23 protein-coding genes and 1 pseudogene are annotated in these 24,320 nt (G+C 67.8%); 20 read left to right on the top strand and 4 right to left on the bottom strand.

Annotation, left to right across the window (positions count from 1 at the left end):
• The 11 genes and pseudogenes from BG28_RS06675 to dapF form a co-directional block, all read left to right on the top strand.
• Nucleotides 1-2,171 (top strand): DNA translocase FtsK (locus tag BG28_RS06675; protein ID WP_235181007.1); only part of this gene is annotated, 2,171 nt, incomplete at its 5' end.
• 7 nt (nt 2,172-2,178) lie between these two features.
• The gene (gene pgsA / locus BG28_RS06670; protein ID WP_051501099.1) at nt 2,179-2,871 is read left to right on the top strand and encodes a CDP-diacylglycerol--glycerol-3-phosphate 3-phosphatidyltransferase; all 693 of its coding nucleotides are present in this window, start codon (nt 2,179-2,181) and stop codon (nt 2,869-2,871) included.
• Complete coding sequence (locus BG28_RS06665) at nt 2,864-3,577, top strand: CinA family protein (RefSeq protein WP_200869310.1); 714 nt, start codon at nt 2,864-2,866, stop codon at nt 3,575-3,577. The genes pgsA and BG28_RS06665 overlap by 8 nt, the downstream gene beginning before the upstream one ends.
• A 94-nt stretch (nt 3,578-3,671) precedes the next feature.
• Nucleotides 3,672-4,118 (top strand): helix-turn-helix domain-containing protein, encoded by a 447-nt coding sequence (locus tag BG28_RS06660; protein ID WP_036475055.1) that lies wholly within the window; start codon nt 3,672-3,674, stop codon nt 4,116-4,118.
• Nucleotides 4,119-4,266: 148 nt separating this feature from the next.
• Complete coding sequence (locus tag BG28_RS06655) at nt 4,267-4,851, top strand: MarR family winged helix-turn-helix transcriptional regulator (RefSeq protein WP_051501098.1); 585 nt, start codon at nt 4,267-4,269, stop codon at nt 4,849-4,851.
• Nucleotides 4,848-5,066, top strand: coding sequence for a DUF3046 domain-containing protein (locus BG28_RS06650; RefSeq protein ID WP_036475052.1), 219 nt, complete (start codon nt 4,848-4,850; stop codon nt 5,064-5,066). Before BG28_RS06655 ends, BG28_RS06650 begins: the two co-directional genes overlap by 4 nt.
• 220 nt (nt 5,067-5,286) lie before the next feature.
• A complete protein-coding gene (recA, locus tag BG28_RS06645) occupies nt 5,287-6,330 on the top strand; it encodes a recombinase RecA (RefSeq protein ID WP_036475049.1) in 1,044 nt (347 codons plus the stop codon).
• A 12-nt stretch (nt 6,331-6,342) separates the two neighbouring features.
• Nucleotides 6,343-7,422 (top strand): regulatory protein RecX, encoded by a 1,080-nt coding sequence (locus BG28_RS16195; RefSeq protein ID WP_235181006.1) that lies wholly within the window; start codon nt 6,343-6,345, stop codon nt 7,420-7,422.
• 143 nt (nt 7,423-7,565) lie between these two features.
• Nucleotides 7,566-9,007: pseudogene (gene miaB / locus BG28_RS06635) on the top strand (tRNA (N6-isopentenyl adenosine(37)-C2)-methylthiotransferase MiaB).
• A complete protein-coding gene (gene miaA, locus BG28_RS06630) occupies nt 9,007-9,981 on the top strand; it encodes a tRNA (adenosine(37)-N6)-dimethylallyltransferase MiaA (RefSeq protein ID WP_084479522.1) in 975 nt (324 codons plus the stop codon). The pseudogene miaB and the gene miaA overlap by 1 nt, the downstream one beginning before the upstream one ends.
• 80 nt (nt 9,982-10,061) lie before the next feature.
• Entirely contained in the window at nt 10,062-11,036 is a 975-nt protein-coding gene (dapF, locus tag BG28_RS06625; protein ID WP_036475046.1) for a diaminopimelate epimerase, read from the top strand.
• A gap of 74 nt (nt 11,037-11,110) precedes the next feature.
• Here the strand turns inward: dapF and BG28_RS06620 are convergent, their stop codons facing one another.
• Complete coding sequence (locus BG28_RS06620) at nt 11,111-11,728, bottom strand: class I SAM-dependent methyltransferase (protein WP_036475044.1); 618 nt, start codon at nt 11,726-11,728, stop codon at nt 11,111-11,113.
• A 323-nt stretch (nt 11,729-12,051) separates the two neighbouring features.
• On the opposite strand from BG28_RS06620, the gene hflX reads away from it, so the two are divergent.
• The 3 genes from hflX to BG28_RS06605 all read left to right on the top strand — a co-directional run bounded on the left by hflX (nt 12,052) and on the right by BG28_RS06605 (nt 17,276).
• The gene (gene hflX, locus BG28_RS06615; protein WP_036475041.1) at nt 12,052-13,677 is read left to right on the top strand and encodes a GTPase HflX; all 1,626 of its coding nucleotides are present in this window, start codon (nt 12,052-12,054) and stop codon (nt 13,675-13,677) included.
• Nucleotides 13,678-13,679: 2 nt separating this feature from the next.
• Nucleotides 13,680-15,707 (top strand): ATP-dependent DNA helicase, encoded by a 2,028-nt coding sequence (locus BG28_RS06610; RefSeq protein ID WP_279586514.1) that lies wholly within the window; start codon nt 13,680-13,682, stop codon nt 15,705-15,707.
• A 243-nt stretch (nt 15,708-15,950) separates the two neighbouring features.
• Nucleotides 15,951-17,276: a CapA family protein gene (locus tag BG28_RS06605; RefSeq protein WP_051501097.1), complete on the top strand. Its 1,326-nt coding sequence runs from the start codon at nt 15,951-15,953 to the stop codon at nt 17,274-17,276.
• Here the strand turns inward: BG28_RS06605 and lexA are convergent.
• Nucleotides 17,254-17,967 (bottom strand): transcriptional repressor LexA, encoded by a 714-nt coding sequence (gene lexA / locus BG28_RS06600; RefSeq protein ID WP_036475037.1) that lies wholly within the window; start codon nt 17,965-17,967, stop codon nt 17,254-17,256. The two genes, BG28_RS06605 and lexA, sit on opposite strands and share 23 nt — an antisense overlap.
• Nucleotides 17,968-18,288: 321 nt before the next feature.
• Between lexA and BG28_RS06595 the strand changes: the two genes are divergently transcribed.
• The 6 genes from BG28_RS06595 to BG28_RS06570 all read left to right on the top strand — a co-directional run bounded on the left by BG28_RS06595 (nt 18,289) and on the right by BG28_RS06570 (nt 22,899).
• The gene (locus tag BG28_RS06595) at nt 18,289-18,654 is read left to right on the top strand and encodes a LysM peptidoglycan-binding domain-containing protein (RefSeq protein ID WP_036475034.1); all 366 of its coding nucleotides are present in this window, start codon (nt 18,289-18,291) and stop codon (nt 18,652-18,654) included.
• Nucleotides 18,655-18,707: 53 nt separating this feature from the next.
• Nucleotides 18,708-19,847 carry a histidinol-phosphate transaminase gene (locus BG28_RS06590; protein ID WP_036475031.1) on the top strand — a complete coding sequence of 380 codons (1,140 nt, stop codon included), beginning with the start codon at nt 18,708-18,710 and terminating at the stop codon, nt 19,845-19,847.
• A 38-nt stretch (nt 19,848-19,885) separates the two neighbouring features.
• Entirely contained in the window at nt 19,886-20,503 is a 618-nt protein-coding gene (gene hisB / locus BG28_RS06585) for an imidazoleglycerol-phosphate dehydratase HisB (RefSeq protein WP_036475029.1), read from the top strand.
• Nucleotides 20,500-21,141, top strand: coding sequence for an imidazole glycerol phosphate synthase subunit HisH (hisH, locus tag BG28_RS06580; protein WP_036475026.1), 642 nt, complete (start codon nt 20,500-20,502; stop codon nt 21,139-21,141). The genes hisB and hisH overlap by 4 nt, the downstream gene beginning before the upstream one ends.
• A gap of 100 nt (nt 21,142-21,241) precedes the next feature.
• Entirely contained in the window at nt 21,242-22,003 is a 762-nt protein-coding gene (gene priA / locus BG28_RS06575) for a bifunctional 1-(5-phosphoribosyl)-5-((5-phosphoribosylamino)methylideneamino)imidazole-4-carboxamide isomerase/phosphoribosylanthranilate isomerase PriA (protein WP_036475023.1), read from the top strand.
• Nucleotides 22,000-22,899, top strand: a complete 900-nt coding sequence (locus tag BG28_RS06570) for an SseB family protein (protein WP_036475021.1) — start codon at nt 22,000-22,002, stop codon at nt 22,897-22,899. The genes priA and BG28_RS06570 overlap by 4 nt, the downstream gene beginning before the upstream one ends.
• Before the next feature lie 54 nt (nt 22,900-22,953).
• Here the strand turns inward: BG28_RS06570 and BG28_RS06565 are convergent, their stop codons facing one another.
• Together BG28_RS06565 and BG28_RS06560 are read right to left on the bottom strand one after the other, a co-directional pair.
• Entirely contained in the window at nt 22,954-23,538 is a 585-nt protein-coding gene (locus BG28_RS06565) for a MarR family winged helix-turn-helix transcriptional regulator (protein ID WP_235181005.1), read from the bottom strand.
• A 55-nt stretch (nt 23,539-23,593) separates the two neighbouring features.
• The gene (locus BG28_RS06560; protein ID WP_036475018.1) at nt 23,594-24,274 is read right to left on the bottom strand and encodes a PepSY domain-containing protein; all 681 of its coding nucleotides are present in this window, start codon (nt 24,272-24,274) and stop codon (nt 23,594-23,596) included.
• Nucleotides 24,275-24,320 lie beyond the last annotated feature (46 nt).

The raw sequence follows: 24,320 nt of genomic DNA, 5'->3' as shown, positions 1-24,320 counted from the left end.
CCCCCGCCGCGGCAGCTGCCGCGGCTCCTGCCGTGCCGCCGTCGAGCGTTCCGTCCTCCGCCGCTCTCAAGCGCAACCCCGACCCCGAGGCACCAGCCCCGGCCGCCGCCATGCCGGTGCGCTCCGAGCAGCTCACCCTCGGTGGCGACGTCACCTACACCCTGCCCGAACAGGGACTGCTGCCCTCGGGCCCGCCGGCGAAGGAACACACCGCCGCCAATGATGAGATCGTCCATGCGCTGAACCAGACCTTCCAGCAGTTCAAGGTCGAGGCGCAGGTCACCGGGTTCTCCCGCGGTCCCACCGTCACCCGCTACGAGGTGGAGCTGGTCCCGGGCACCAAGGTGGAGAAGGTCACCGGTCTGGAGAAGAACATCTCCCTGGCCGTGGCCTCCAATGAGGTCCGGATCCTTTCCCCGATCCCCGGCAAATCAGCCATCGGCATCGAGATCCCGAACAAGGACAAGGAAGTCGTCGCCCTGGGCGACGTGCTGCGCTCCAACGCGGCCCGCAAGACCGAGCACCCGATGGTCATGGGTGTCGGCAAGGATGTGGAGGGCGGGTTCGTCGTCGCCAACCTGGCGAAGATGCCGCACCTGCTCGTCGCAGGCGCCACCGGTGCGGGCAAGTCCGCGTTCGTGAACTCCATGGTCACCTCGATCCTGATGCGTGCCACCCCCGATGAGGTGCGCCTGGTCATGGTGGACCCCAAGCGGGTGGAGCTCACCGCCTACGAAGGTGTCCCGCACCTGGTCACCCCGATCATCACCGACGCCAAGAAGGCCGCCGAGGCGCTGCAGTGGGTGGTCAAGGAGATGGACAACCGCTACGACGACCTCGCCCACTTCGGCTATAAGCATGTCGATGACTTCAACAAGGCCGTGCGCAACGGCGCGATCCAGCTGCCCCCGGACTCCAAGCGCGACCTGCGCCCCTATCCCTACCTGCTGGTGATCGTCGACGAGCTCGCCGACCTGATGATGGTGGCCCCGCGCGACGTCGAAGACTCGATCGTGCGCATCACCCAGCTCGCCCGAGCCGCCGGCATCCACCTGGTGCTGGCCACCCAGCGTCCCTCGGTCAATGTGGTCACCGGCCTGATCAAGGCGAACATCCCTTCCCGGATGGCGTTCGCTACCTCCTCCTCCACCGACTCTCGCGTGGTGCTGGACTCGGTGGGTGCCGAGAAGCTGCTCGGACAGGGCGACGCCCTGTTCCTGCCCGCCGGCCGGCCCAACCCGATGCGCGTGCAGGGGGCCTGGGTCAACGACTCCGAGGTTCACGCCGTGGTCGAGCACGTGAAGTCTCAGCTCAAGGCTCAGTACCGCGAAGACGTGGTGCCCGAGAAGGTCGCCAAGAAGATCGACGAGGACATCGGCGACGATCTCGATGTGCTCCTGCAGGCCACCGAACTCGTGGTCACCACGCAGTTTGGCTCCACCTCGATGCTCCAGCGCAAGCTGCGCGTCGGCTTCGCCAAGGCCGGTCGCCTGATGGACCTCATGGAATCCCGCGGCGTGGTCAGCGCGTCCGAGGGCTCCAAGGCCCGTGACGTGCTGGTCGCCCCGGAGGAGCTTCCCGGCCTGCTGGCCATGATGCGCGGCGAGGAGCCGCGTGCGGCGGCACCCAGCGAGGACGCCCCAGAGGCCTATGACAACACCGGCATCGAATACGAGCCGGGCCAGTCGGTGCAGACCGCGCCGAGCGGCATCATCGGCGGCGCAGCTCAAGGTGCTCCCACCGCCCCGAGTCCCGCGCCGGCCGCAGGGCCCGGCTCTGCGGCTCCCGGCTACACGGCGGTCTCATCGGGCTCTGCGGTCTCGGGTCCCTCTGCCCCTTCTGGCTATTCGCCGGTCTCGCCGGTCTCGGCGCTGTCGGCGGACTCAGCACCGGACCCGGTGGACCACCCCGCCACCCAGCCCACCCAGGTTCAGCAGGTCCAGCCGCGCGAGGTCGAGGACTACACCTCGCGGCGCGGCGCGGAGCCCACGCAGACCGCACCCACCCAGGCCGTCGGTCAGCGCCAGGTCAGCCGGGCCTCGCTCTCCAGCGCCGATCTGATCGCCCGCGATCTCGCCGAACGCACCGCAGCCCTGCCCGAGGCGAGGGACTATCATGACGGGCACGACTCCACGTCCGGCGAGGACATGTGGGAACTGACCGGACGCTGAGAGACTCATGACTGACACACCGCGTGAACCAGCCGCACAGACCGGGCCACCGGCTGAACCGCCGCTGCTCAACATCGCCAACATCCTGACCATGGTCCGCATCGCGCTGGTCCCGGTCTTCATCTGGCTCCTGGTGCTCGACGCTCAGGGAGAGGTGTTCGGCGGCTCCGGGGAGGCCACCAACGGCGGCTGGCGCTGGGCCGCTGCCGGGGTCTTCGCCCTTGCGGTGCTCACTGACAAGATCGACGGCGATCTCGCGCGGTCTCGGAATCTGGTCACCGACTTCGGCAAGATCGCCGATCCGATCGCCGACAAGCTGCTGATCGGTGCGGGCCTGGTCATGCTTTCGCTGCTCGGGGAGCTGCCCTGGTGGGTGACCCTGGTGATCCTGGCTCGCGAGCTCGGTGTCACCGTGCTGCGCATGGTCGTGATCCGCTATGGCGTGATGCCGGCCTCCCGCGGCGGCAAGCTCAAGACCGTGCTGCAGTCCGCAGGCCTGCTGCTGATGCTGCTGCCGCTGGTGATCATCGCCACTTGGCTCGCCGACGTCGCCTTCTGGATCATGATCCTTGCCCTGGTCGTCACCGTGGTCACCGGAGTGGACTATCTGATCTCCGCGATCAGGATGCGCCGCCGAGTGCGGGCTGAGCGTGCCGCCCCGCCATCGGCCGATCCACTCCTGGACCGCGATCATGACTGATTTCTCCCAAGAGCCCGGCGCGGTGTCTGGCGCGGTGTCTGGCTCGGCGTCTGACTCGGTGTCTGAGGCGGCGTCTGGCAAGGTGTCCGGCCACGCCGGGGAGGTGGCGCGCGCCGCCGAGCGCCGGACCGAGCCGCGCACCGTCATCCAGAGCCTGGGTCACCGCGACCTCACGCTGGCCACCGCCGAGTCGCTGACCGCCGGTGGCCTGTCTTCCCGGATCGCCGAGGTGCCCGGCACCTCGGTGGCGCTGCTGGGCGGCGTGGTCGCCTATTCCAGCGCCGTAAAGCGTAATGTTCTCGACGTCGACGCGCAGCTTCTCCAGGACCGCGGAGCCGTGGACCCGGACGTCGCGGCCGCCATGGCGCGCGGCGTCGCGTCCGTGACCGGCGCCGATATCGGCATCGCCACGACCGGTGTGGCCGGCCCCGAGGCGCATGAGGGCAAGGACGTCGGAACCGTGTACCTGGGTCTGGCCTGCAGAAAGACCTCTGCCCAGCGGCTTGGACTGAGTCTGCCCGCCGGCGCTGAACCCGCCGCGGCAGGGCTGAGCCCCGAAGCGGCCCAGACCTGGCTCTCCGGCTCCCTGCTGCTGGATCTCCACGGTGACCGCGGGGAGATCCGAGCCGCCTCGGTAGAGGGGGCATTGAAGCTCGTCGAAGACTTCTTGCTGACCGAACCGCACGGCATCGGGGATCGGGACTAGAGTAGGAAAGCAGGCACCTTCAGCCGTCCCGGGAAGAAAACACCTGCGAAGACCGTTGATGACAGGTGGAACATACCGAAAGAGGAGTGAGTCCATGGTGAGACAACCAGTCACCGTCAACGGCGTGACCCGTTGGAAAGATATGGACGTCGACGGCGTCGCCACGACCCAGCCGCGAGAATCCAAGGGCGTGGTCCTGCGTCAAGAGATCGGTGACGTCCTGCGCAGCATTCGTCAGGCCGAGGGCCGCACCCTGCGCGATGTCTCCCACGATGCGCGGGTGTCCCTGGGATACCTCTCCGAGGTGGAGCGCGGGCAGAAGGAAGCCTCTTCGGAGCTGCTGGCCTCGATCTGCTCGGCGCTCGAGGTGCCCCTGTCCACGATGCTCTCCCAGGTCGCAGAGCGCATCGCCACCGCCGAGGGTCTCCACGTCCCCGACACCGTACCTACCGAGTTCCAGCGCGAGTTCGGCGGCGGCGTCGTCCCGGACCGTGTGCCGGACGCACTGACCCGAGAAGAACTCGCCCGCAGCGGGTCCTGAAGACTCCACCGACGGAGCCGCGCGGATCCGCCCGGCATGAGCGAGCAGCGAAGCGTCTGACGCGAAGCGGTGAGCGAGCAGGCCGGGATTCAGCATCGGGGGGCTGCCCTATAGGGCGGCCCTCCTCTGCTGTCTTAGACTGTTGCTCATGGAAAGTTTTGATCGACGCGCGAAGGTCCACGAGCTGGAGCAGGAGTTCAACCGACTCTTCGTCCGGCGACGATTCAACGCCCTGCAGCTGGCGCGGCAGATCGACTCGGAGATCGAGCCGGCATCCTATTCCGTGCTCGCCACGCTCCAGCAGATGGGGCCGCAGCGGATGACCGCGATCGCCCGGCACCTGGGGATCGGCAAGCCCACGCTCTCGCGGCAGCTCAGCACGTTGGAGAACCGCGGCTTCGTCGAGAAGGCCACCGACCCCGCAGACGGGCGGGCCCAGATGGTCTCGCTCACCGAGGAGGGCCGCGCCCGCCTGGAGTCTGCGCAGGCAGACCGAGCCGAGCGGTACCTGCAGATGCTCACCCCCTGGCAGGAGCTGGAGATCCAGACGCTCTCAAAGCTGCTGGCCAAGCTGAACCAGGCCTACACCGAATTCGACGCCGAGCAGGACCCCGCGCTCGCCCAGGGCTCGGAGATCCCGGCAGCCGTGAGCCTGGCCGGGCCCGACCGGTCCTCGGACGGTTCAGCCGCGCCCCATGGGGCCCAGGACAGCACAGACAAGAGGGTTTCGTGAGAGAAAGTCGATTCTGGTTCCTCATGGAGGGCGAGTTCGGACCGAACTACGCCCACGTGCTCGCCGACTCGCTGGTGCTGAGCCAGTATCAGCTGACGGTGAAGTCCGCTCTGCAGGCCGGAGTGAGCCCTCGCGACGTCTGGGACGCCGTGTGTGACCAACAGGATGTCCCCGCTGATCGGCGGCTCGGACGAGACATCGTGCCCAAGAGCTGAGCCGGACCCCGGAGGCGGGGCGGGCGCAGCGAGGACCCGGTCGGACACGCCGGGCGGTAGTCGAAGATATGTTCGATTCGATGCGCTAGAGTTTTCCCCAGAGGCCCATGCTGCGGAGTCGATCCGGTTGGATGCACATCGTCTGCCCGTGCACGAGGGCATGTCAGAGGGTCCGCCTAATCTGGCACCACATACATACAACGAGTCATCGAGGTGAATCATGGCAGTCAGCAAAGATCGTGAGAAGGCGCTTGAAGCAGCGCTGGCACAGATCGACAAGCAGTACGGCAAGGGTTCGGTCATGCGTCTGGGTGATGAGACTCGAGCGCCCATCGAGACCATCCCGACCTCCTCGATCGCCATGGACGCCGCCCTCGGCATCGGCGGCTTCCCCCGCGGCCGTGTCGTAGAGATCTATGGCCCCGAGTCCTCCGGCAAGACGACCGTGGCCCTGCACGCAGTGGCCAACGCCCAGAAGATGGGCGGAATCGCGGCCTTCATCGACGCCGAGCACGCCCTGGACCCGGTGTACGCCCAGAAGCTGGGCGTGGACACCGACGCGCTTCTGGTCTCCCAGCCGGACACCGGCGAGCAGGCGCTGGAGATCATGGACATGCTGGTCTCCTCCGGCTCGATCGACATCGTCGTGATCGACTCCGTCGCCGCGCTGGTGCCGCGCGCCGAGATCGAGGGTGAGATGGGCGACTCCCACGTGGGTCTCCAGGCTCGCCTGATGTCGCAGGCGCTGCGCAAGATCGCCGGCCGGCTCTCGCAGACCAAGACCACCGCGATCTTCATCAACCAGCTGCGCGAGAAGATCGGAGTCTTCTTCGGTTCCCCGGAGACCACCTCCGGCGGCAAGGCGCTGAAGTTCTATGCCTCGGTCCGCGTGGACGTGCGCCGCATCGAGACCCTCAAGGAGGGGACCAACGCGGTGGGCAACCGGACCCGCGCCAAGATCGTGAAGAACAAGATGGCCCCGCCGTTCAAGCAGGCCGAGTTCGACATCATCTACGGCGAAGGCATCTCCCGCGAGGGTGGCCTGATCGACGTGGGCGTGGAGAACGGCCTGGTGAAGAAGTCCGGCGCATGGTTCACCTATGACGGGGACCAGCTGGGCCAGGGCAAGGAGAAGGCGCGCACCTTCCTCAAGGACAACCCCGATCTTGCTGATGAGATCGAGCGTCGCATTCGAGAGAAGCTCGGTCTGCTCGCCCCACTGGAAGAAGAGGGTGGACCCGCGCTAAAGGCCGTCGACGCCTGATAGGAGGCGACTATGGGTGATCAGCAGCAGAGGATCGAAGCGCTGCGGGCTGCCATGACGAGCATCCAGGAGCGGGACCCGGACGCCCCGGTTCCCGACTTCCTGGTGGTGGACACCTCGGTGTCCGTCGCGCCGGTCGAGGTCAAACCTGCTCAGGCCCAGCCCACCGGAGCCAGCTCGGATCAGTCGGGCTCGGGAGCCGCTGCAGGCGCTGACTCCGATCCTGCCGCCTCTGGGGTCGTCGGTGAATCTGGTGAGACTGAATCTGATGAGGATGAATCCACCGACGAGGAGTTCCTCGATCTTGAATCAGGTGACCTCGAGTTCGTGGCCTCCGCCGAGGCACGTCCTCTCATAGAGCCGGAGAAGCTCTCGGAGGACCCCGTCTCGTTCTCGGCGGGAGAGTCCGTCACAACCGAGCTCCAGGCCGAGCCTCGGACGGGGACCGGGGTTGGGCCTGAGGCTGAGACTGGGCCCGAGGCTGACGCGGAGGCGGAGGCGGAGCCCCCCGTCGAGGCTGACGCGGAGACGGAGCCCCCCGCAGAGGCGGAGCCTGAGTCGCCCGCGGACGGGATGGCCGCACTTCGACCCGAGGAGCAGTACGAGAAGGCCCGCGCGGTCGTGCTGCGCCGACTCACGGGCTCCCCTAAGTCACGGCACCAGCTCGCCGTGGCGCTGAAGGAGAAGGAGTTCAGCCCAGATGTGATCAGTCGGGTGCTGGATCGGATGGAAGAGGTCCATCTGGTCAATGACACCGATTTCGCCCGGACCTGGGTCAGGGGTCGTCATGAGCTGAAGAATCTCGGCAAGTCTGCGCTGCGGCGGGAACTGCGCGAGAAGGGCATCAGCGAGCTGGTGGCCCAGGATGCGCTGGAGCAGATCAGCGCCGAGGATGAGGGTGCTGCGGCACGGGAACTCGTCCGACGCAAGCTCCAGGGCAAACCCGTGCCCACCGGCCCCAGCCCGGAGGAGCGCGCTGAACGGGACAAGGTCACCCGGAGATTGGTCTCGATGCTGGCCCGCCGAGGTCACTCCCCAGGGGCGGCGTTCCAGATCGTCCGAGAGATGATCCAGGAGCATTCGGGCGAGTAGAATCCACTGCAATGAGTGATGCACTGATGGACCGCGCCGAGACCACCGCAGCAGATCCCGACCGAGTCGAGGCCTCTGCCGCAGACGCGCATCCGGCGACGACGCGCCGACGCACCTACGAGGTGCGCACCTTCGGGTGTCAGATGAACGTGCATGACTCCGAGCGGATGTCCGGGCTTCTCGAGGATGCCGGCTACGGCCCCGCGCAACCGGGCGCCACTGCGGACCTGGTGGTTTTCAACACCTGCGCAGTGCGCGAGAACGCGGACAACAAGCTCTACGGACATCTCGGGATGCTCCGCCAGACCAAGGCCGAGCACGAGGGCATGCAGATCGCCGTCGGCGGCTGTCTGGCACAGAAGGACCAGGAGACCGTCCAGAAGAAGGCTCCCTGGGTCGATGTCGTCTTCGGCACCCACAACATCGGTTCGCTGCCCACGCTGCTGGAACGCTCCCGTCACAACGCCGAGGCCGAGATCGAGATCCTTGAAGCCCTTGAGACCTTCCCCTCGACCCTGCCGACCAAACGCGAGTCCGTGCACTCCGGCTGGGTGTCCATCTCCGTGGGTTGCAACAACACCTGCACGTTCTGCATCGTGCCGGCGCTGCGCGGGAAGGAACGCGACCGTCGCCCCGGAGAGATCCTGGCAGAGGTCCGCGCGCTCGTCGCCGACGGTGCCGTGGAGGTCACGCTGCTGGGCCAGAACGTGAACACCTACGGCGTAGAATTCGGCGACCGCGGTGCCTTCGCGAAGCTGCTGCGCGCCTGCGGAGAGATCGAAGGACTCGAACGTGTCCGGTTCACCAGCCCCCACCCGGCGTCGTTCACCGATGACGTCATCCACGCCATGGCCGAAACCCCCAACGTCATGCCCCAGCTGCACATGCCGCTGCAGTCCGGTTCGGACAAGGTCCTCAAGGACATGCGCCGCTCCTACCGATCCAAGAAGTTCCTCGGGATCCTGGAGAAGGTGCGCGAGTCCATGCCGGAGGCCGCGGTGACCACCGACATCATCGTCGGGTTCCCGGGGGAGACCGAGGCTGACTTCGCTGACACCATGCGGGTGGTGGAGGCGTCCCGTTTCGCCTCGGCCTACACCTTCCAGTACTCACCCCGCCCCGGCACTCCGGCAGCCACCATGGAGGATCAGATCCCCAAGGCGGTCGTGCAGGAACGCTTCGAACGCCTGTGCGCCCTGCAGGACCGCATCGGGGCCGAAGAGAACGCCAAGCTCGTCGGCAGCTCCCAGGAGCTGCTGGTCACTGCCGACGCCGGGACGAGATCCCGCGAGACCGGACGGCTCAGCGGGCGGTCGCGGGACAACCGGCTGGTGCATTTCACCGTGCCCGCCGGGGCCAGCTCCCCGCGTCCCGGGGACTTCGTCACGGTCACCATCACCGAGGCCGCCGGGTTCCACCTGCTCGCGGATCCGGCAGGGCCGGGAGACTACCGACTTCGCCGCTCACCCGCCGGCGAGGCCTGGGACCGCTGGCAGGCGGACTCCTGCGGAGTGGGCACCACGCAGGTGGGCGGACCCACCCCGCAGTCTCCCTCGGCATGCCGACCTTGCGTCCCGCCTCCTGATGCGTGCTGATGAGCTCTCGCCGCTGAGCACCACCACGGAGGCCCCTGTAGCCGCAGCGCCCACGGCCCCGCTGATCGTCCTGGTCGGCCCCACCGCCTCCGGAAAATCCGCCCTAGGCATCGAGCTGGCAGAGCGCCTCGACGGAGAGATCATCAACGCGGATTCCATGCAGCTCTACCAGGGGATGGACATCGGCACCGCCAAGGTCACGCCGGACGAGGCTGGGGCCGTGCCGCACCACCTGTTCGATGTCCTCGACGTGACTCGGGAGGCTTCGGTCGCGGACTTCCAAGAGCAGGCGCGCCGGGTCATCGGTGAGATCAGGGCCCGCGGCAAGACCCCGATCATGGTCGGAGGCTCGGGGCTCTACGTGCGCGCCGTGATCGACGTCATCGAATTCCCGCCCACCGACCCAGAGCTGCGCAGCCGCCTGACCCGGCGACTCGAGGAGCAGGGTGCTGCGCCTCTGCGCCTGGAGCTGCGCGAGCTGGACCCTGAATCCGCCGCTGTCATCAAGGATGACCGTCGCCTGATCCGCGCCCTGGAGGTCGTGCTGCTCACCGGGCGCACCTTCTCCTCCTTCATGCCGCAGCGAATCCACGAGCCCAGCCTGGAACCGGTGGTGCAGCTCGGACTCGACGTGGACCGGTCCCTGCTGCACCAGCGCATCGCCCACCGGGTGCAACGCATGGAAGAACAAGGCCTGCTCGAGGAGGTGCGCCGGCTCGACGACGCCGGGCTGCGCCGCGGACGCACCGCACCTCGGGCCATCGGATACCAGCAGTTCCTTCAGGTCCTCGACGACGAGCTCAGCCTGGCCGAGGCCATCGAATCCACCACGACCGCCACGCGCAAGTTCGCCCGCCGGCAAGAGACCTGGTTCCGCGCCGACCCCCGCGTGACCTGGCTGCCCGCGCCCTCCGAAGACCTCTGCGGGCAGGCCCTGGAAGCGATACGGCGCGCCCAGCGTTGAACACCTCAGCAGCAAGCACCCGTCCAAGCAGCACAGAATCCCAGCAGCAGCGCACCGACGCAGCAACGAAGGAGAACCGCGTGGCCCATCACCTCACCGGCCTGGAGGCCCTGCGCGGCACCGCAGTCACCAAGGCCCACGCCACCGGCAATGACTTCGTCATGATCGCGGACCCCGCGGGGGAGCAGACGCTGGAAGCACACCAGGTCGCCGCGCTCTGCGACCGGCACCTCGGCATCGGCGGCGACGGGCTCATCCGGGCAGTGCCCGCGCATCGGGTCGCCGGCGACGCCGTGGTCTCCCGGCTGCTCGCCGAGGCCCCCGAGCTGAGCAGCACCGACGAGGCGCCGTTGTGGTTCATGGACTACCGGAACTCCGACGGCTCGGTGTCCGAGATGTGCGGCAACGGCGTGCGCGCCTTCGCACACTTCCTGATCCATCAAGACCTGGTGCAGCTCCTCGAGGGTCAGCAGCTGCCGGTCCTGACCCGGGCCGGGCTGCGCAGCGTGCGCAAGGTGCCCGAAGGCTACGCGATCGGCATGGGCGTGTGGTCCTTCCTTGACCCCGAGCAGGCCGCCACCAATGCCTCTGACGCCCTGGTGATCGCCGCCGGGCTCGAGGAGCCCCGGCCGGCCCTGAGCATCTCGATGGGCAATCCGCACACCGTCGTCGCCCTTGGTGACGAGACGACGCTGAAGGACCTGAACCTCCACGAGGCGCCCAAGGTGGATCCGCTTCCACCCGCGGGGACCAACGTGGAGTTCGTGGTCCCCGCCGAACCGCTGGTCACGCAGGATGCGGACGGTCAGGCCGTGGGTCGGGTGCGTATGCGCGTGCACGAACGCGGGGTCGGGGAGACCATGTCCTGTGGGACCGGCGCCTGCGCCGCGGCCGCTGCGGTACGGGTCTGGGCCGCAGATGACACGGTCAACCTCTGGAGGGTCGACGTCCCCGGCGGACAGGTGACGGTCCGATTCACCGCCCGTGAGGACGGGGCCGAGGATGTGGAGCTGTCAGGACCAGCTCAGCTGGTGCTCACCGGGACCCTCGCCTGAACAGCCGCGCCTCCCGCTCACCAGATCTGTGAACTGCCGCCCCCGCAAGGACGATGAGCCGGCAGGCCCTGCGCTCAGCTGCGGGTGATCCGCAGCAGCCGGAAGCCCTTTGCAGTCTCGGCACGCCCGCTCCGGAACTCTCCGGCGACGCCGGCGAGCATCGTGGTGATCCAGGACAGCAGAGAGTCAGCGCCGAGGTTCTTCTGGACCACCAGCCAGGCCTCGCCCCCGGGGCTCAGCCGCGGCAGCCAGTGCTCCAAGATCCCGTGAAGCACCTCCTTGCCCACACGGATCGGAGGATTGGACCAGATGGTGTCGAATTCGATGTCCTGAGGCACCTCCTCGGGTGCCAGCACGCGCAGGTTGCTCAGGCCCAGCGCCGCCGCGTTCTCCGCACACAGGATGCGGGAACGTTCATTGACGTCCACCGCCCAGACCGTGGCTTCTGGTGAGCGCATCGCAAGAGTCAGCGCCAACGGACCCCAGCCACACCCGATGTCGAGCAGGTGGCCCTGGGTGGCCGGATCTGGAGCGTGCTTGAGCAGCACGGCCGTGCCCTTGTCCACACCATCGGGGGAGAAGATCCCCCCGGCGGTGGACACGGAGACCTCGCTGCCGCCCAGGGTGACGCTCATGGACCGGCGGGTGAAGGGCCCCTCGGGGGAGGCGGAGAAATAATGCTGGGAGTTCACAGGGTGAATCGTAGTAGACTCCTCGTCATGTGGATTCACCTGACGTACTCCCGCCCGCGCGGTTGAGTCACCCCTTCGCCATCTGGCCGGCTCGCTGAGTCGGCAGTGCCGTTCCACGCCGACGCCGCGCGTCCGCCGGACTGCGCCATCTCGGATCCCTCCTGCGGATCCGGGTACTGGCCGAACGGACACCATCCACACCCCTGAACAAGCCCCGCCCGATCTCCACAGCCGCCCCACACACTTAACCGTGTCCAGGGTCGAACGTAGGATGGAGATCCACGACGGGCAGGGCCAGCCCGAAAACTGGTCCTAAGGAGATCATGACCAAGCAGAAGCACACGCCCGCACCCTCAGGGGAGACCCCCGAGGACGCCACGACGCCGACCGCCGAACAGTCCTCCGTCGATGCGACCATCGAACGGATCCTCGCGGCTGATCGCGCACGCGAAGACGCGCCGAAACGGACCACCCGATTCGAGGCTGACTCGAGCTTCAAACGTCGCGGCATCCTGGGTGAACAGGCCCGCGAAATCGCCGGTGAGACCGCGCACTCCGAGTCCGACGGCGAGCAGTTCGAGCTCATGGAACGTCGCTCGCTGCGCCGAGTCGATGGGCTCTCCACCGAGCTCGAGGACGTCTCCGAAGTCGAATACCGGCAGCTGCGCCTGGAGCGCGTGGTGCTCGCCGGGCTCTGGGGCGAGGGCACCGTCGCCGAGGCAGAGTATTCGCTGCGCGAGCTCTCCGCCCTTGCTGAGACCGCGGGCTCCACGGTGCTCGACGGCTTCCTGCAGCGCCGAGCCAAGCCCGATCCAGGCACCTTCTTCGGCTCCGGCAAGGCCGAAGAGATCCGCGTGGCCGTGGCTGATCTCGGTGCCGACACCGTCGTGGTGGACTCCGAGCTCGCCCCCTCCCAGCGCCGTGGCCTGGAGGACATCGTCAAGGTCAAGGTCATTGACCGCACCGGGCTGATCCTGGACATCTTCGCCCAGCACGCGAAGTCTCGTGAGGGCAAGGCCCAGGTGGAGCTGGCTCAGATGGAGTACATGCTTCCTCGGCTGCGCGGCTGGGGCGAATCGCTCTCCCGGCAGGCCGGCGGCCAGGTCGGCGGCGCGAGCGCCGGCATCGGGTCCCGCGGTCCAGGTGAGACCAAGATCGAGCTCGATCGGCGCCGGATCAACGCGCGCATGGCGAAGCTGCGCAAGGACATCGCGGCCATGAAGCCGGCCCGCGATGCCAAGCGGGCCAACCGCAAGCGCAACGCCGTGCCCTCCGTCGCGATCGCCGGGTACACCAACGCGGGCAAGTCCTCGCTGTTGAACCGGCTCACCGACGCCGGGGTCCTGGTGGAGAACGCCCTGTTCGCCACCCTGGACCCCACCACCCGCAAAGCGGTCACCCCCGATGGGATCGGCTACACGCTCTCAGACACCGTCGGCTTCGTCCGGCAGCTGCCCACGCAGCTGATCGAAGCCTTCCGCTCGACCTTGGAGGAGGTCGCTGATGCCGACCTCATCCTGCACGTGGTCGATGCGTCCCATCCCGAGCCCGAGAGCCAGATCAGCGCGGTCCGCACCGTGCTCGCCGAAGTGGACGCCCATGAGGTCGATGAGGTCATCGTGCTGAACAAGGCCGACGTCGCCGACTGGGACGTGGTGGAACGAATTCGTCGTCGTGAACCGCACACCATCGTGGTCTCGGCCCACTCCGGGGAGGGGATCGAGGAGCTGCGTGAACTGATCAGCAGCTCCATCCCGCGGCCCAGCGTCCCACTGGAGCTGATGGTGCCCTACGCCCAGGGCGACATCGTCTCCCGGCTCCACGCCGAGGACGCCGAGATCCTCTCCACCGAGTACCAGGAGGAGGGCACCCTGCTGAAGGTGCTGGTCCGCCGAGAACTGGTGGGAGATCTCGCCGAATTCCAGGTCAAGGCAGAGCCGACGCCTTGAGCGTGAGCACCAGCCGGTCCACGGGATACCGGGAGACCACGGACCTGCTCGAGCGCGCCGTCACCGCCATGGGCGGAGTCAAGCGCGAAGGACAGGTGACCATGGCCGAACACGTGGCCATGGCGCTGCGCAAGCGCCGTCACCTGCTGGTCCAGGCCGGCACCGGTACAGGCAAGTCCCTTGCCTACCTGGTGCCGGCGGTGGTTCACGCCCTGGACGCGGAGAAGCCGGTGCTGATCTCCACCGCCACCCTCGCGCTGCAGGCCCAGATCATGGGCCGAGACCTGCCGCGGCTGCTGGAGAACATCGCGGAACACGTGGAACGTCCGGTGGAGGTCGCCCTGGTGAAGGGCCGGGCGAACTACGCATGCAAGCACAAGATGGACGGCGGCTTTCCCGAGGACGACGACGAGCAGGCGCTCTTCGCGTTCGCCGATGAACCCACCGGCGGGGTCACCGCCTTCGAGCCCGGCTCCCAGCTGGGTAAGGAGATCGTGGCGCTGCGCGAGTGGGCCGAGGTCACCGAGACCGGCGATCGGGATGACCTGCCCCATGGGGTGACCGACCGGGCCTGGCGCCAGATCTCGGTCAACGCCGTGGACTGCATCGGACCGCGGAAATGCCCGATGGCCGCCGAGTGCTTCTCTGAGCGCGCTCGGGAGAAGGCCAAGGACGCCGACCTGGTTATCACCAACCACGCCATGCTCGCCATCGACGCCTTCGAAGGCCTCGACGTGCTGCCAGACCATGACGCCGTCATCGTCGACGAGGCCCACGAACTGGCCGACCGGGTGACCTCAGCAGTCACCGCCCAGCTCTCGGCGCAGATGATCAAGGCCGCAGCCTCCTCCGCGCGTCGGCACACCGCGATCAACGTCGAGGCGCTGCAGAGCTCCGCGGTCGCCGTGGAGGCGGCCTTCCACCGAGTCGACTCAGGTCTGCTCGCGCGGGGGCTGAATCCACAGCAGCGCGAGGCCGTCGAGCTGGCCCGCAACGCCGCGCGCACCGCGCTCTCCGACTCCAAGCCCACCGGCGACGCCGAGGCCGATCCGGGTCGCAGCACCGCCAGGTCCCGGATGCAGGCCGTGCTCGAGACCGCCAACCGGATCCTCGACTCCCCGGACACCCCCGATGTGGTCTGGCTCAACCGGCCCGGCGCCTTCGTGCCGGGACGGGGCTACCAGGAGGCTGATCTCGAGGAATCCCCGCTCATCTACGTCGCACCCACCTCGGTGGCTGGACGGCTGCGCGAAGGCCTCTTCGGGGATCGCACCGTGGTGCTGACCTCCGCCACGCTGACCATCGGCGACAGCTTCGATCCCGTGGCCGGGTCACTGGGGCTGGCGGGGGAGAAGGCTCCGGCCTGGGACGCCGTGGACGTAGGAAGCCCCTTCGACTATCCCAAGCAAGGCGTGCTCTACGTCGCCAAGCACCTCCCGCCGCCGTCGATGAAGACCGCACAGGCCCAGCGGGACGAGCTGGCCGGCCTCATCGAAGCCTCGAAGGGTGCGACCCTGGCGCTGTTCTCCTCCCGACGTGCAGCGGAGGAGGCGGCCGAGGACCTGCGCCAGCGTCTGGACCTCCCGATCCTCTGCCAGGGGGATTCCACCATGTCCTCACTGGTGCGCGCCTTCGCCGAGGATGAGGAGACCTGCTTATTCGGCACCATGAGCCTGTGGCAGGGCGTGGATGTGCCCGGACGCTCCTGCCGGCTGGTGGCCATCGACCGGATCCCGTTCCCGCGCCCGGACGACCCGCTGGTCAGCGCGCGCAGCCAGGAGGTCACTCGGCATGGCGGCAACGGGTTCATGCAGGTCGCCGCCACCCATGCCGCCACCCGACTGGCCCAGGGCGCCGGACGACTGATCCGCACCTCCCAGGACAAGGGGGTGCTGGCGATCCTTGACTCACGCCTGGCCAACGCGCGCTACGGCGGCTTCCTGAAACAGTCGATGCCAGATTTCTGGCCCACCGTCAACGGGGACCTGGCCCGCGGGGCGTTGGCCCGGCTCGCCGAGCTGGACAGCTAGCCGGACCGGGGCGCCGAGGCGGGTGCCGCCGATGGCACAGCGCCTGCTTGATGGGACCGCGGAATTCGGATCGATCCAGCACGATGGTTGGCCACGGGAGGCTGGTAGACGATGACAGATTCCACAGGCACAAGAGGCCCAGCAGGCCTAAGGTGCCCAGCGGGCCCGAGAGGCCCGAGGTGCCCCCGCACCGCGGTCGCCTTCGGGCTGTTTGCGGCAGCGTTCATCCTGGCCGGCTGCGGTGTGGGCGTTGATGACGACGACGCCGGCTCAGCCTCGGCTAAGATTTCGAACCCCCAGCGACCTGGCACCGAGAACGAGGAAACCGACCCGAGGGAGGCTGACGGAACTCCCGCGGAGACTGCCGAGCCGTCCACGGAGGAGTTCACCATCGCCGGTACCGGGGACGTGCTCCTCCACGGCCCGGTGCTCGATCAGGCGGCTGTCCTCGCCGATGACGCGGAGTATTCCTTCGCGCCGCTGATGCGAGGTGTTGAAGGCCTCATCGGGGGCGCGGACCTCGCGTTGTGTGGACTGGAGAGCCCGATCGCTCCCGAAGGCGTGGAGCCGGCCGGATACCCGGTGTTCGCCGCACCGCCGGAGATCGCCGCGGACCTCGGCGAGGTCGGCTTCCACGGCTGCTCCACGGCGAACAACCACTCCTTCGACCAGGGCCGCGCCGGGCAGGAGCGCACGCTTGACGTCTTTGATGACGCGGGCCTGGGCCATGCGGGAACGGCACGCACCGAGGCCGAGGCGGACCAGCCTCAGCTCTACACCCTGGAGCGCGGCGGACGCGAGGTGACCGTGGCGCACCTGGCCACCACCATGTTGCACAATCAGTCCGCCCCGCCGCCGGAGGACGAGAGGTGGCGGGTCGCGGATGTCTCGGCCGAGGAGCTCACCGACCAGGCAGCCCAGGCGCGGGCGGACGGCGCCGACGTCGTGGTCGCCTCCGTGCACTGGGGCGAGGAGTATGCCCATCATCCGGCCCAGGAACAGCGGGCCTACGGGGAGCAGCTGGCAGCCGGTGGTGAGGTCGACGTGGTGTTCGGCAGCCATTCACATACGCCTCAACCAGTCGAGCGTCTCGAGGGCGGCCCTACGGATGAGGGCATGTGGGTGGTGTGGTCGATGGGGAACTTCCTGTCCAATCAGGACGAGGCCTGCTGCATTCCGGAGACCGCCAGCGGGACCGTGGTCTACGCCACGGTAGAGGTCAGCGAGGAAGCTGCGCGGGTCAGCGCCCTTGATTGGCTGCCCGTCACGGTGGACCGAGGCCCCACCGATGAGGAGCCGCACCGGGGAATCTGGCCGCTGCTCGACCTCACGCAGGGGAAGACTCCATCGGGCGTCGAACTGAGCCCGGCGAGGGTCGAGGACCGTTGGTCACGGATGCTTGACGTCATGACCGAGCAGCAGCTTCGTGAGGATCCACCGGCGCCTCGGGGGACGAACCCACGGTGGTGCCACGAAGTCACTAGGGGCAGTGCAGAGACAGGACCCCGGGTAAGCGCAGAGCCGAGGCGCCGGGAGCGCGGCCGACTCAGAGGCTGCGCAGCACCGTGACGACCTTGCCCATGATGGTGGACTCGTCACCGAGGATCGGCTCGTACTGTCGGTTCTGTGGAAGCAGCCAGACGTGGCCGTCGCGGCGCTTGAGGGTCTTCACCGTGGCCTCGTCCTCGAGCAGGGCGGCAACGATGTCCCCGTTCTCCGCCGTGCTCTGCCGACGCACCACCACCCAGTCGCCCTCGAAGATCCCGGCCTCGATCATCGAGTCGCCACGGACCTGAAGCATGAACAGTTCGCCCTCGCCGGTGAGCTGGCGCGGCAGCGGCATGATGTCTTCGACCTGCTGATCGGCAAGAATCGGTCCGCCGGCCGCGATCTGGCCCACCACAGGGATCTCAGAGATCCGGCTGTCGGACTGGGTGCGGTAGCCCTGCAGATCTACCACCGAGTCGCGGGCTGCGGCCTCCTGGGCCTGGTCGCTGAGCACCGGAGTCCCGGCTGAGTCTCGCAGCACCTCCATGGCGCGCGGCCGTCCGGGCACCCGTCGGAGGTACCCCAGCTCCTGGAGTCGCGCCAGCTGGTGGGTCACCGAGGAGAGCGAGGCCAGCCCGCAGGAGTCACCGATCTCACGCATGGAGGGCGGATAGCTGCGCTGAGCCAACGATTCCTGGATGACGTCGACGATCTGACGCTGCCGATCGGTGAGTCGCGGCGCTGCCGATGAGTCCCTGGTGTTCTGCGCCATTGCTGCCTCCATTATTGTGCCGAGCGTTCTGCGTCCCACGCTGATGTCCTGCGGCCCCGGTGGAACTGGAGCCGCGCCGGGCCCGGTCGGGTCTGGCTGAACCGGGCTGGAGCTGGGCCGCATATGACCCATGTCGGCATCCATGTCAGAGCCTGCTGATGGACTGTTTCCTGTGAGATTCGCTTCGAAGATCACTTCGAACTTGGCGCTCAGGTTACTCGAAATCGTAGAGAGATTCCATTGATTCTGCGGCGAGTCTGGTCAAGTTTCGAAACTATGTGCTAGAAATAGTACACACGTTCGAATGAGAGGTTCTTTCCCATGAGTACAGCGCAGCTTGCACTTGCACCTGTCCACTCCGCACCCGCCTCGGCGGTGCACCTCACTCGCCGCGGTCGTTTCCTCCTGCTGGGTCTGCCCGCGCTGGCAGTCCTGGCAGTCGCACTCTTGGGGGCGCTCCTGCTCGCCACCTCACTGCTCAACCAGGCACAGGCGTCCTCCGGCGGGGTCCCCGGTGTGGACGCCCAGGTCGTCACCGTCGGCGCGGGGGACACGCTCTGGAGCGTGGCAGCCTCCGTGGAATCCAAGGAGCACACTCAGGTCTTGATCGGCCAGATCGCTGAGCTCAACGGCCTCGACGACTCGGAACTCACTCCGGGCCAGGAGCTGTTCGTCCCGCAGGACTGAGTCGGCCCGCAAGGCGCTCGGGTCGGTGCACGTCACCCGGCTAGAATGACCCGGTGACTTCATCCCGCTCCAGGAATCTGTCCAGACTGCCGCTGCGCGAGGAGCTCCAGGGCCAAGAGCCTTACGGAGCCCCCCAGCTGAGCGTGAAGGCGATGCTCAACGTCAATGAGACCACCTACGACGTCCCCGCCGATGTGGTCGACGCCATCGGCAAAGAGGTCCGCCTGGCAGCCGTCCAGCTCAACCGCTACCCAGACCGTGAATTCTCGGTGCTGCGGGAGAAGCTCGCCGAATATCTGAACCGAGACCTCGTCTCGGAGAGCGAGCCGGCCACACTCACGGCCGAAAACATCTGGGCCGCCAACGGCTCCAACGAGATCATGCAGCACATCCTGCAGGCCTTCGCGGGTCCGGGCCGCTCCGTGCTCTCCTTCCCGCCGACCTACTCGATGTATCCGCTCTACGCCCGCGGCACCTACAGCGAGTACATCGCCGGCACCCGCGCCGCGGACTTCACTCAGAGCCCCGCAGATGTCGCCGCGCAGATCCGTGAGCACCGCCCGAACGTCGTGATCCTGTGCTCGCCGAACAACCCCACCGGCACCGCGCTGTCCCTGGAGACCGTGGAGGCCGCCTACGCCGCGGCCGAGGAATCGGACACCATGGTGGTGGTGGATGAGGCCTACGGGGAGTTTCGCCAGTCCGGCACCGGATCGGCGCTGGCCCTGCTGCCCGGACGAGAGCGGTTGATCGTCTCCCGGACCATGAGCAAGGCGTTCGCGCTGGCCGGTGGCAGGCTCGGCTACCTGGCCGCAGCCCCCGAGGTCACCGACGCCATGCGGCTGGTCCGGCTGCCCTATCACCTCTCCGCGGTGACCCAGGCGACAGCGATCGCCGCCCTGGACCACTCGGCGACCTTGATGGCCAACGTGGAACGCATCAAGGACCAGCGCGACCGGATCGTCCGCACCTTGGAACAGATGGGGCTGCGTCCGGCACCCTCGGACGCGAACTTCGTCTTCTTCGGCGGACTCACCGATGAGAAGGCTGCCTGGCAGCACCTCCTCGAGGACGGGATCCTGGTCCGCGATGTCGGGATCCCCGGGCATCTGCGAGTGACCGCCGGAACCGAGGCGGAGACCTCCGACTTCCTGGCCTCACTGCAGCGCTTCATCACCAGCGCCACCGCGTAGACTTAGATGTTGGCGTACCCCACCACCAAGCAGGAGTTATGAGAGCAGAATTGATCTCTGGGCGCATCGCCCGGATGGAACGTGTCACCAGCGAGTCCAGCGTCAAGGTCCGGATGGACCTCGATGGCACCGGGACCTCGAACATCAGCACCGGCGTGTCGTTCTACGACCACATGCTCACGGCACTGTCCCGGCATTCGCTCATCGACCTAGACGTCGAAGCGTCGGGCGACATCCACATCGATGTGCACCACACCGTGGAGGACACCGCCATCGTGCTCGGTGAGGTGCTGCGTGTGGCGCTCGGGGACAAGCGGGGCATCCGCCGGTTCGGCAATGCCACCATCCCGCTGGACGAGGCGATCGCGCAGGCCGTGGTCGATGTCTCCGGCCGGCCCTACCTGGTGCACTCCGGGGAGCCTGAAGGTCAGCAGTATCACCTCATCGGCGGGCACTTCACCGGTTCCATGACCCGCCATGTCTTCGAGGCGATCACCTACCACTCCGGGATCTGCCTGCACATGACACTGCTCGGCGGACGCGACCCGCACCACATCGTGGAGGCCCAGTTCAAGGCCTTCGCCCGGGCCCTGCGTGAAGCCGTGGAGTCTGACCCCCGCACCGACGAGATCCCCTCCACCAAGGGCGCCCTGTGAGCGGCAGGCCCGACGTCGTCGTCCTGGACTACGGTTCAGGCAACATCCACTCCGCGGTCCGGGCCCTGGAGCGCGCCGGCGCGGAGGTCACCCTGACCAAGGACACCGACGCGGTGCTCAACGCCTCCGGACTCGTGGTGCCCGGTGTGGGCGCCTTCGCCGCGGTGATGTCTGCGCTGCGAGAGATCGACGGACCCCGCTGGATCGGACGCCGGATCGCCGGGTCCCGTCCGGTGCTCGGCATCTGTGTGGGCCACCAGGTGATGTTCGACCGCGGAGTCGAGCACGGAATTCCCGCAGAGGGCCTGGGGGAGTGGCCTGGTGAGGTCACCGCACTGCCTGAGGACGCGGTCGTCCCACACATGGGATGGAACACCGTGCGCCCTCCGGAGAACAGCGTGCTCTTCGAGGGGCTCAGGGACGAGCGGTTCTACTTCGTGCACTCCTACGCCGTGCAGTCCTGGGACTTCGATCAGTCCGTGGAGTCCATGCACCCGCCGAAGGTCACCTGGAGCCACCACGGCGCCGACTTCATCGCTGCGGTGGAGAACGGGCCGCTCTCCGCCACCCAGTTTCACCCCGAGAAGTCCGGCGACGCCGGGATGCAGCTGCTGCGCAACTGGATCCTGAGCCTCTGACCGGAGCCCTGGGGACGTGGCCTGCGGGCCCGTCGCCGGCGCATCTGATCCACCCAGACACACCTTCCGACCAGTCCCACCACCAGCCGAAAGTTGATCCATGACTGAGCCCTCCGCGACCACCGCCCCCGTTCCCGCCCTGGAGCTGCTGCCCGCCGTCGATGTGGCTGACGGTCAGGCCGTGCGACTGGTCCAGGGAGAGGCCGGCTCCGAGACCGGCTACGGCGACCCGCTGGAAGCGGCACTGAACTGGCAGCAGCAGGGCGCCGAATGGATCCACCTGGTGGACCTCGACGCTGCTTTCGGCCGCGGCGACAACCGGGACATCATGGCCCGGGTGGTCAAAGAGCTGGGCGTGAAGATCGAACTCTCCGGCGGCATCCGCGACGACGAATCCCTGGACCGCGCCCTGGAACTCGGCGCCACCCGGGTCAACCTCGGCACCGCCGCGCTGGAGGACCCGGAGTGGACTGCCCGCGCCATCGAACGCCACGGCGACGCGATCGCCGTGGGCCTGGATGTGCGCGGCGAGACCCTCGCCGCCCGCGGCTGGACCCGCGAGGGCGGCAACATCTGGGAGGTGCTGCAGCGCCTCGAGGACGCCGGCTGCCCCCGCTACGTGGTCACCGACGTCACCAAGGACGGCACCCTGCGCGGCCCCAACACCGAACTGCTCGCCCAGGTCTGCGCCAAGACGCGCAAGCCTGTGGTCGCCTCCGGCGGCATCTCCTCGCTCGAGGACGTCGCGGCGCTGGCCAAGATGGTCTCCCTCGGCGTCGAGGGTGCCATCATGGGCAAGGCGCTCTACGCCGGGAAGTTCGAGTTCCCCGAGGCGCTGAAGGTGGCCGCAGCCTCCGCATGAGCCAGGATGCCGCCAGCAAGGATCTGCCCGGACATATCGCCGCCCTGCTGCAGCGTGCATCTCGGGACGCCCAAGGTCGCCCCGCGGACTCCGCCGGGATTCCCTGGGCGGATCGCGATCTCTCAGCAGAGGGCAACCCGCTGCACACCTTCGACGGCGACGACGGCCTGGCCACGCCCGCGGTCCGCTCCGCCCGAGAGCGGCTGCTCGCCGGGGAGCTCGACGAGGCGGGATTCGTCAACGCCCTGGTCGGGCAGCGGCTCTTCGTCCCGGTCCTCGCCGAGCTGGCCGAGGAGGCCGAACCGGTCCCCGCCAGCCGGACCGGCGATGAGAACGTTCCGGTGGGGGACAAGCAGGCGGACATCACCTTGATCAGCCTCACCAGCCGCGATGGCCGCGCCACCATGCCGGTGTTCACCTCGGTGCAGGCGCTCACGGCGTGGCACGACAAGGCTCGGCCCGTGGCGGCTGAGACCGAGCGGATCATGCTCGCAACCCTTGCCGAGGGTGCTGAGCTTGCGGTCCTGGACCCCGGTGCGGAGCTCACCTTCGTGCTCCGCCGCCCCGCGGTGGAAGCCCTGGCGCAGGGAGCCCGTTGGCTGCCCTCGTATCAGGACCCCGAGCTGGCCGAAGCCCTGACGGGAGTCTTGGACCTGTGCCCCGGAGTCACCCAGCTTCAGCTGCAGCCCGGGGATGGAGTGGGGACCCGCACCGCGACCGGGGATCCGGTGACAGGAGGCGGCAGCGGACCGGAGCTGAGCATCGGCGTCGTGCTGGCGCCCGGGGCCGATGAGGTCGATGCCCGGCTGGCCCTGGCCAGCGTGCAGGCCGCCCTGGAGGATGTCCAGATGCTGCGCGAACGTGCCGACTCGGTCCAGCTTAAGCTGGTCCGCTGACCCGAGTCCGTTGGACTCCGGGGTTCGGCGCAGCCCCCGTCATGCCCCCTGAGCTCAGGCCCGGTCTGCCGCCGCGACGGTGTCCTTGATCTGCTCGCAGATCTGCCGCAGCGTATCCGCCTCGGCGTCGTCCAGAGCCGGGTGGAAGAGCTGCTTGATATGCGTCGCATGCAGCCGGGAGGCCTGTTCGAAGACGCGGTGGCCCTCTGCTGTGAGCTGGGCGGTCATGCCGCGCCGATCCTCGGCGTCGGCGAACCGGTCGATCAAGCCGCGCTTCTGCAGCGACTTGACCTGGTAGGAGAGCCGAGAGGGCGAGAAGACCATGCCTTCGGCGAGTTCCCCCATACGGAGCTGGTGGTCCTCCGCCTCGGCCAGGAGCAGCATCAGGTTGTAGTCGCTGAGCCGCAGCCCGGTGCTGGTGTGCAGCCGCTTCTCCATGCGGTCGCTGATGATCGCGGAGGTCTCGAAGAAGGACCGCCAGGCGCGGGCCTTGGGAGAGAACCCGGTGAGGTCTTGCCGGCTCCGCGGATCCTCGGTACCTGCGGTGCTCTCGACGGCCTCGGCGGTCGCCTCCTCGGGTGCGCGCAGCCCGGACGCGTCCCCGGCGTCACCGGTGGTGTCACTGTGGCCTGCCGTCACGACGCCACCTCTTCCCTGCCCTCGTCAGCTGTTACTGCAATCAGCTCATCCTATGTCAGTCGTCACCGTTCGCGACCTCGCCGGTAGCCACGTCCACGTAGACCTCGGTGCCGTTGTCGAGCTCGACCTCCCAGGTCACCGCGCCGTTCTCGTCATCGAGATCGGCCTGTTCCGGGGTCCCGCCACCTTCTTCCGCGGCGGTGCGCAGGGCATCGGCGAACTCGATCTCGACCGCGTCTGCATTGCGCTGATCATCGGAGTCGACGTCGTCCTCCTGGGTGTTGCTGATCTCGAAGCTCTCCCGGTCAACATCAAGCTCCCACTCGGAGCCCCCGTCGAGGATCGTGAACTCGTAGTAGCTGGACTCGGTGTCGAAATCCAGCACGACGGCCTCGGGGTACTCCTGCTCCACGGCATCCACTGCCTGGTACAACGGGTCATCACCCTCGGCGTCGGAATCATCAGCCTGGGGATCATCGGTCTCGGTGGCCTCGGCTTCCGGGGATCCGGTGGCGTCCTCGGTAGGTTCGCCGTCTGGGGTCGCGTCCTCGGAGGCTTCGTCGGTGGTTTCCTCGGTGGCCTCGGCCTCGGCCTCGACCGTTTCGGTGACCGTCGCGGTGGGCTGCGCGTCGTCGTCCTCGGGATTCAGCTCGTCGCTGGCGCAGGAGGTCAGGGCCAGGGCCGAGACGGCGGCCACGGAGAGCAGTGCGGAGGAGTTGTTCCAACGGGAGATCATCGCGGTGTCCTTCGTTTGGGGCCTGGAAAGTCTTGACCACCCAGTG

Source organism: Nesterenkonia sp. AN1, assembly GCF_000582475.1.
Classification (GTDB): Bacteria; Actinomycetota; Actinomycetes; order Actinomycetales; family Micrococcaceae; genus Nesterenkonia; species Nesterenkonia aurantiaca.
Note: the sequence above shows the minus strand (reverse complement) of the source record. Positions and strands in the feature narration are given on the sequence as shown.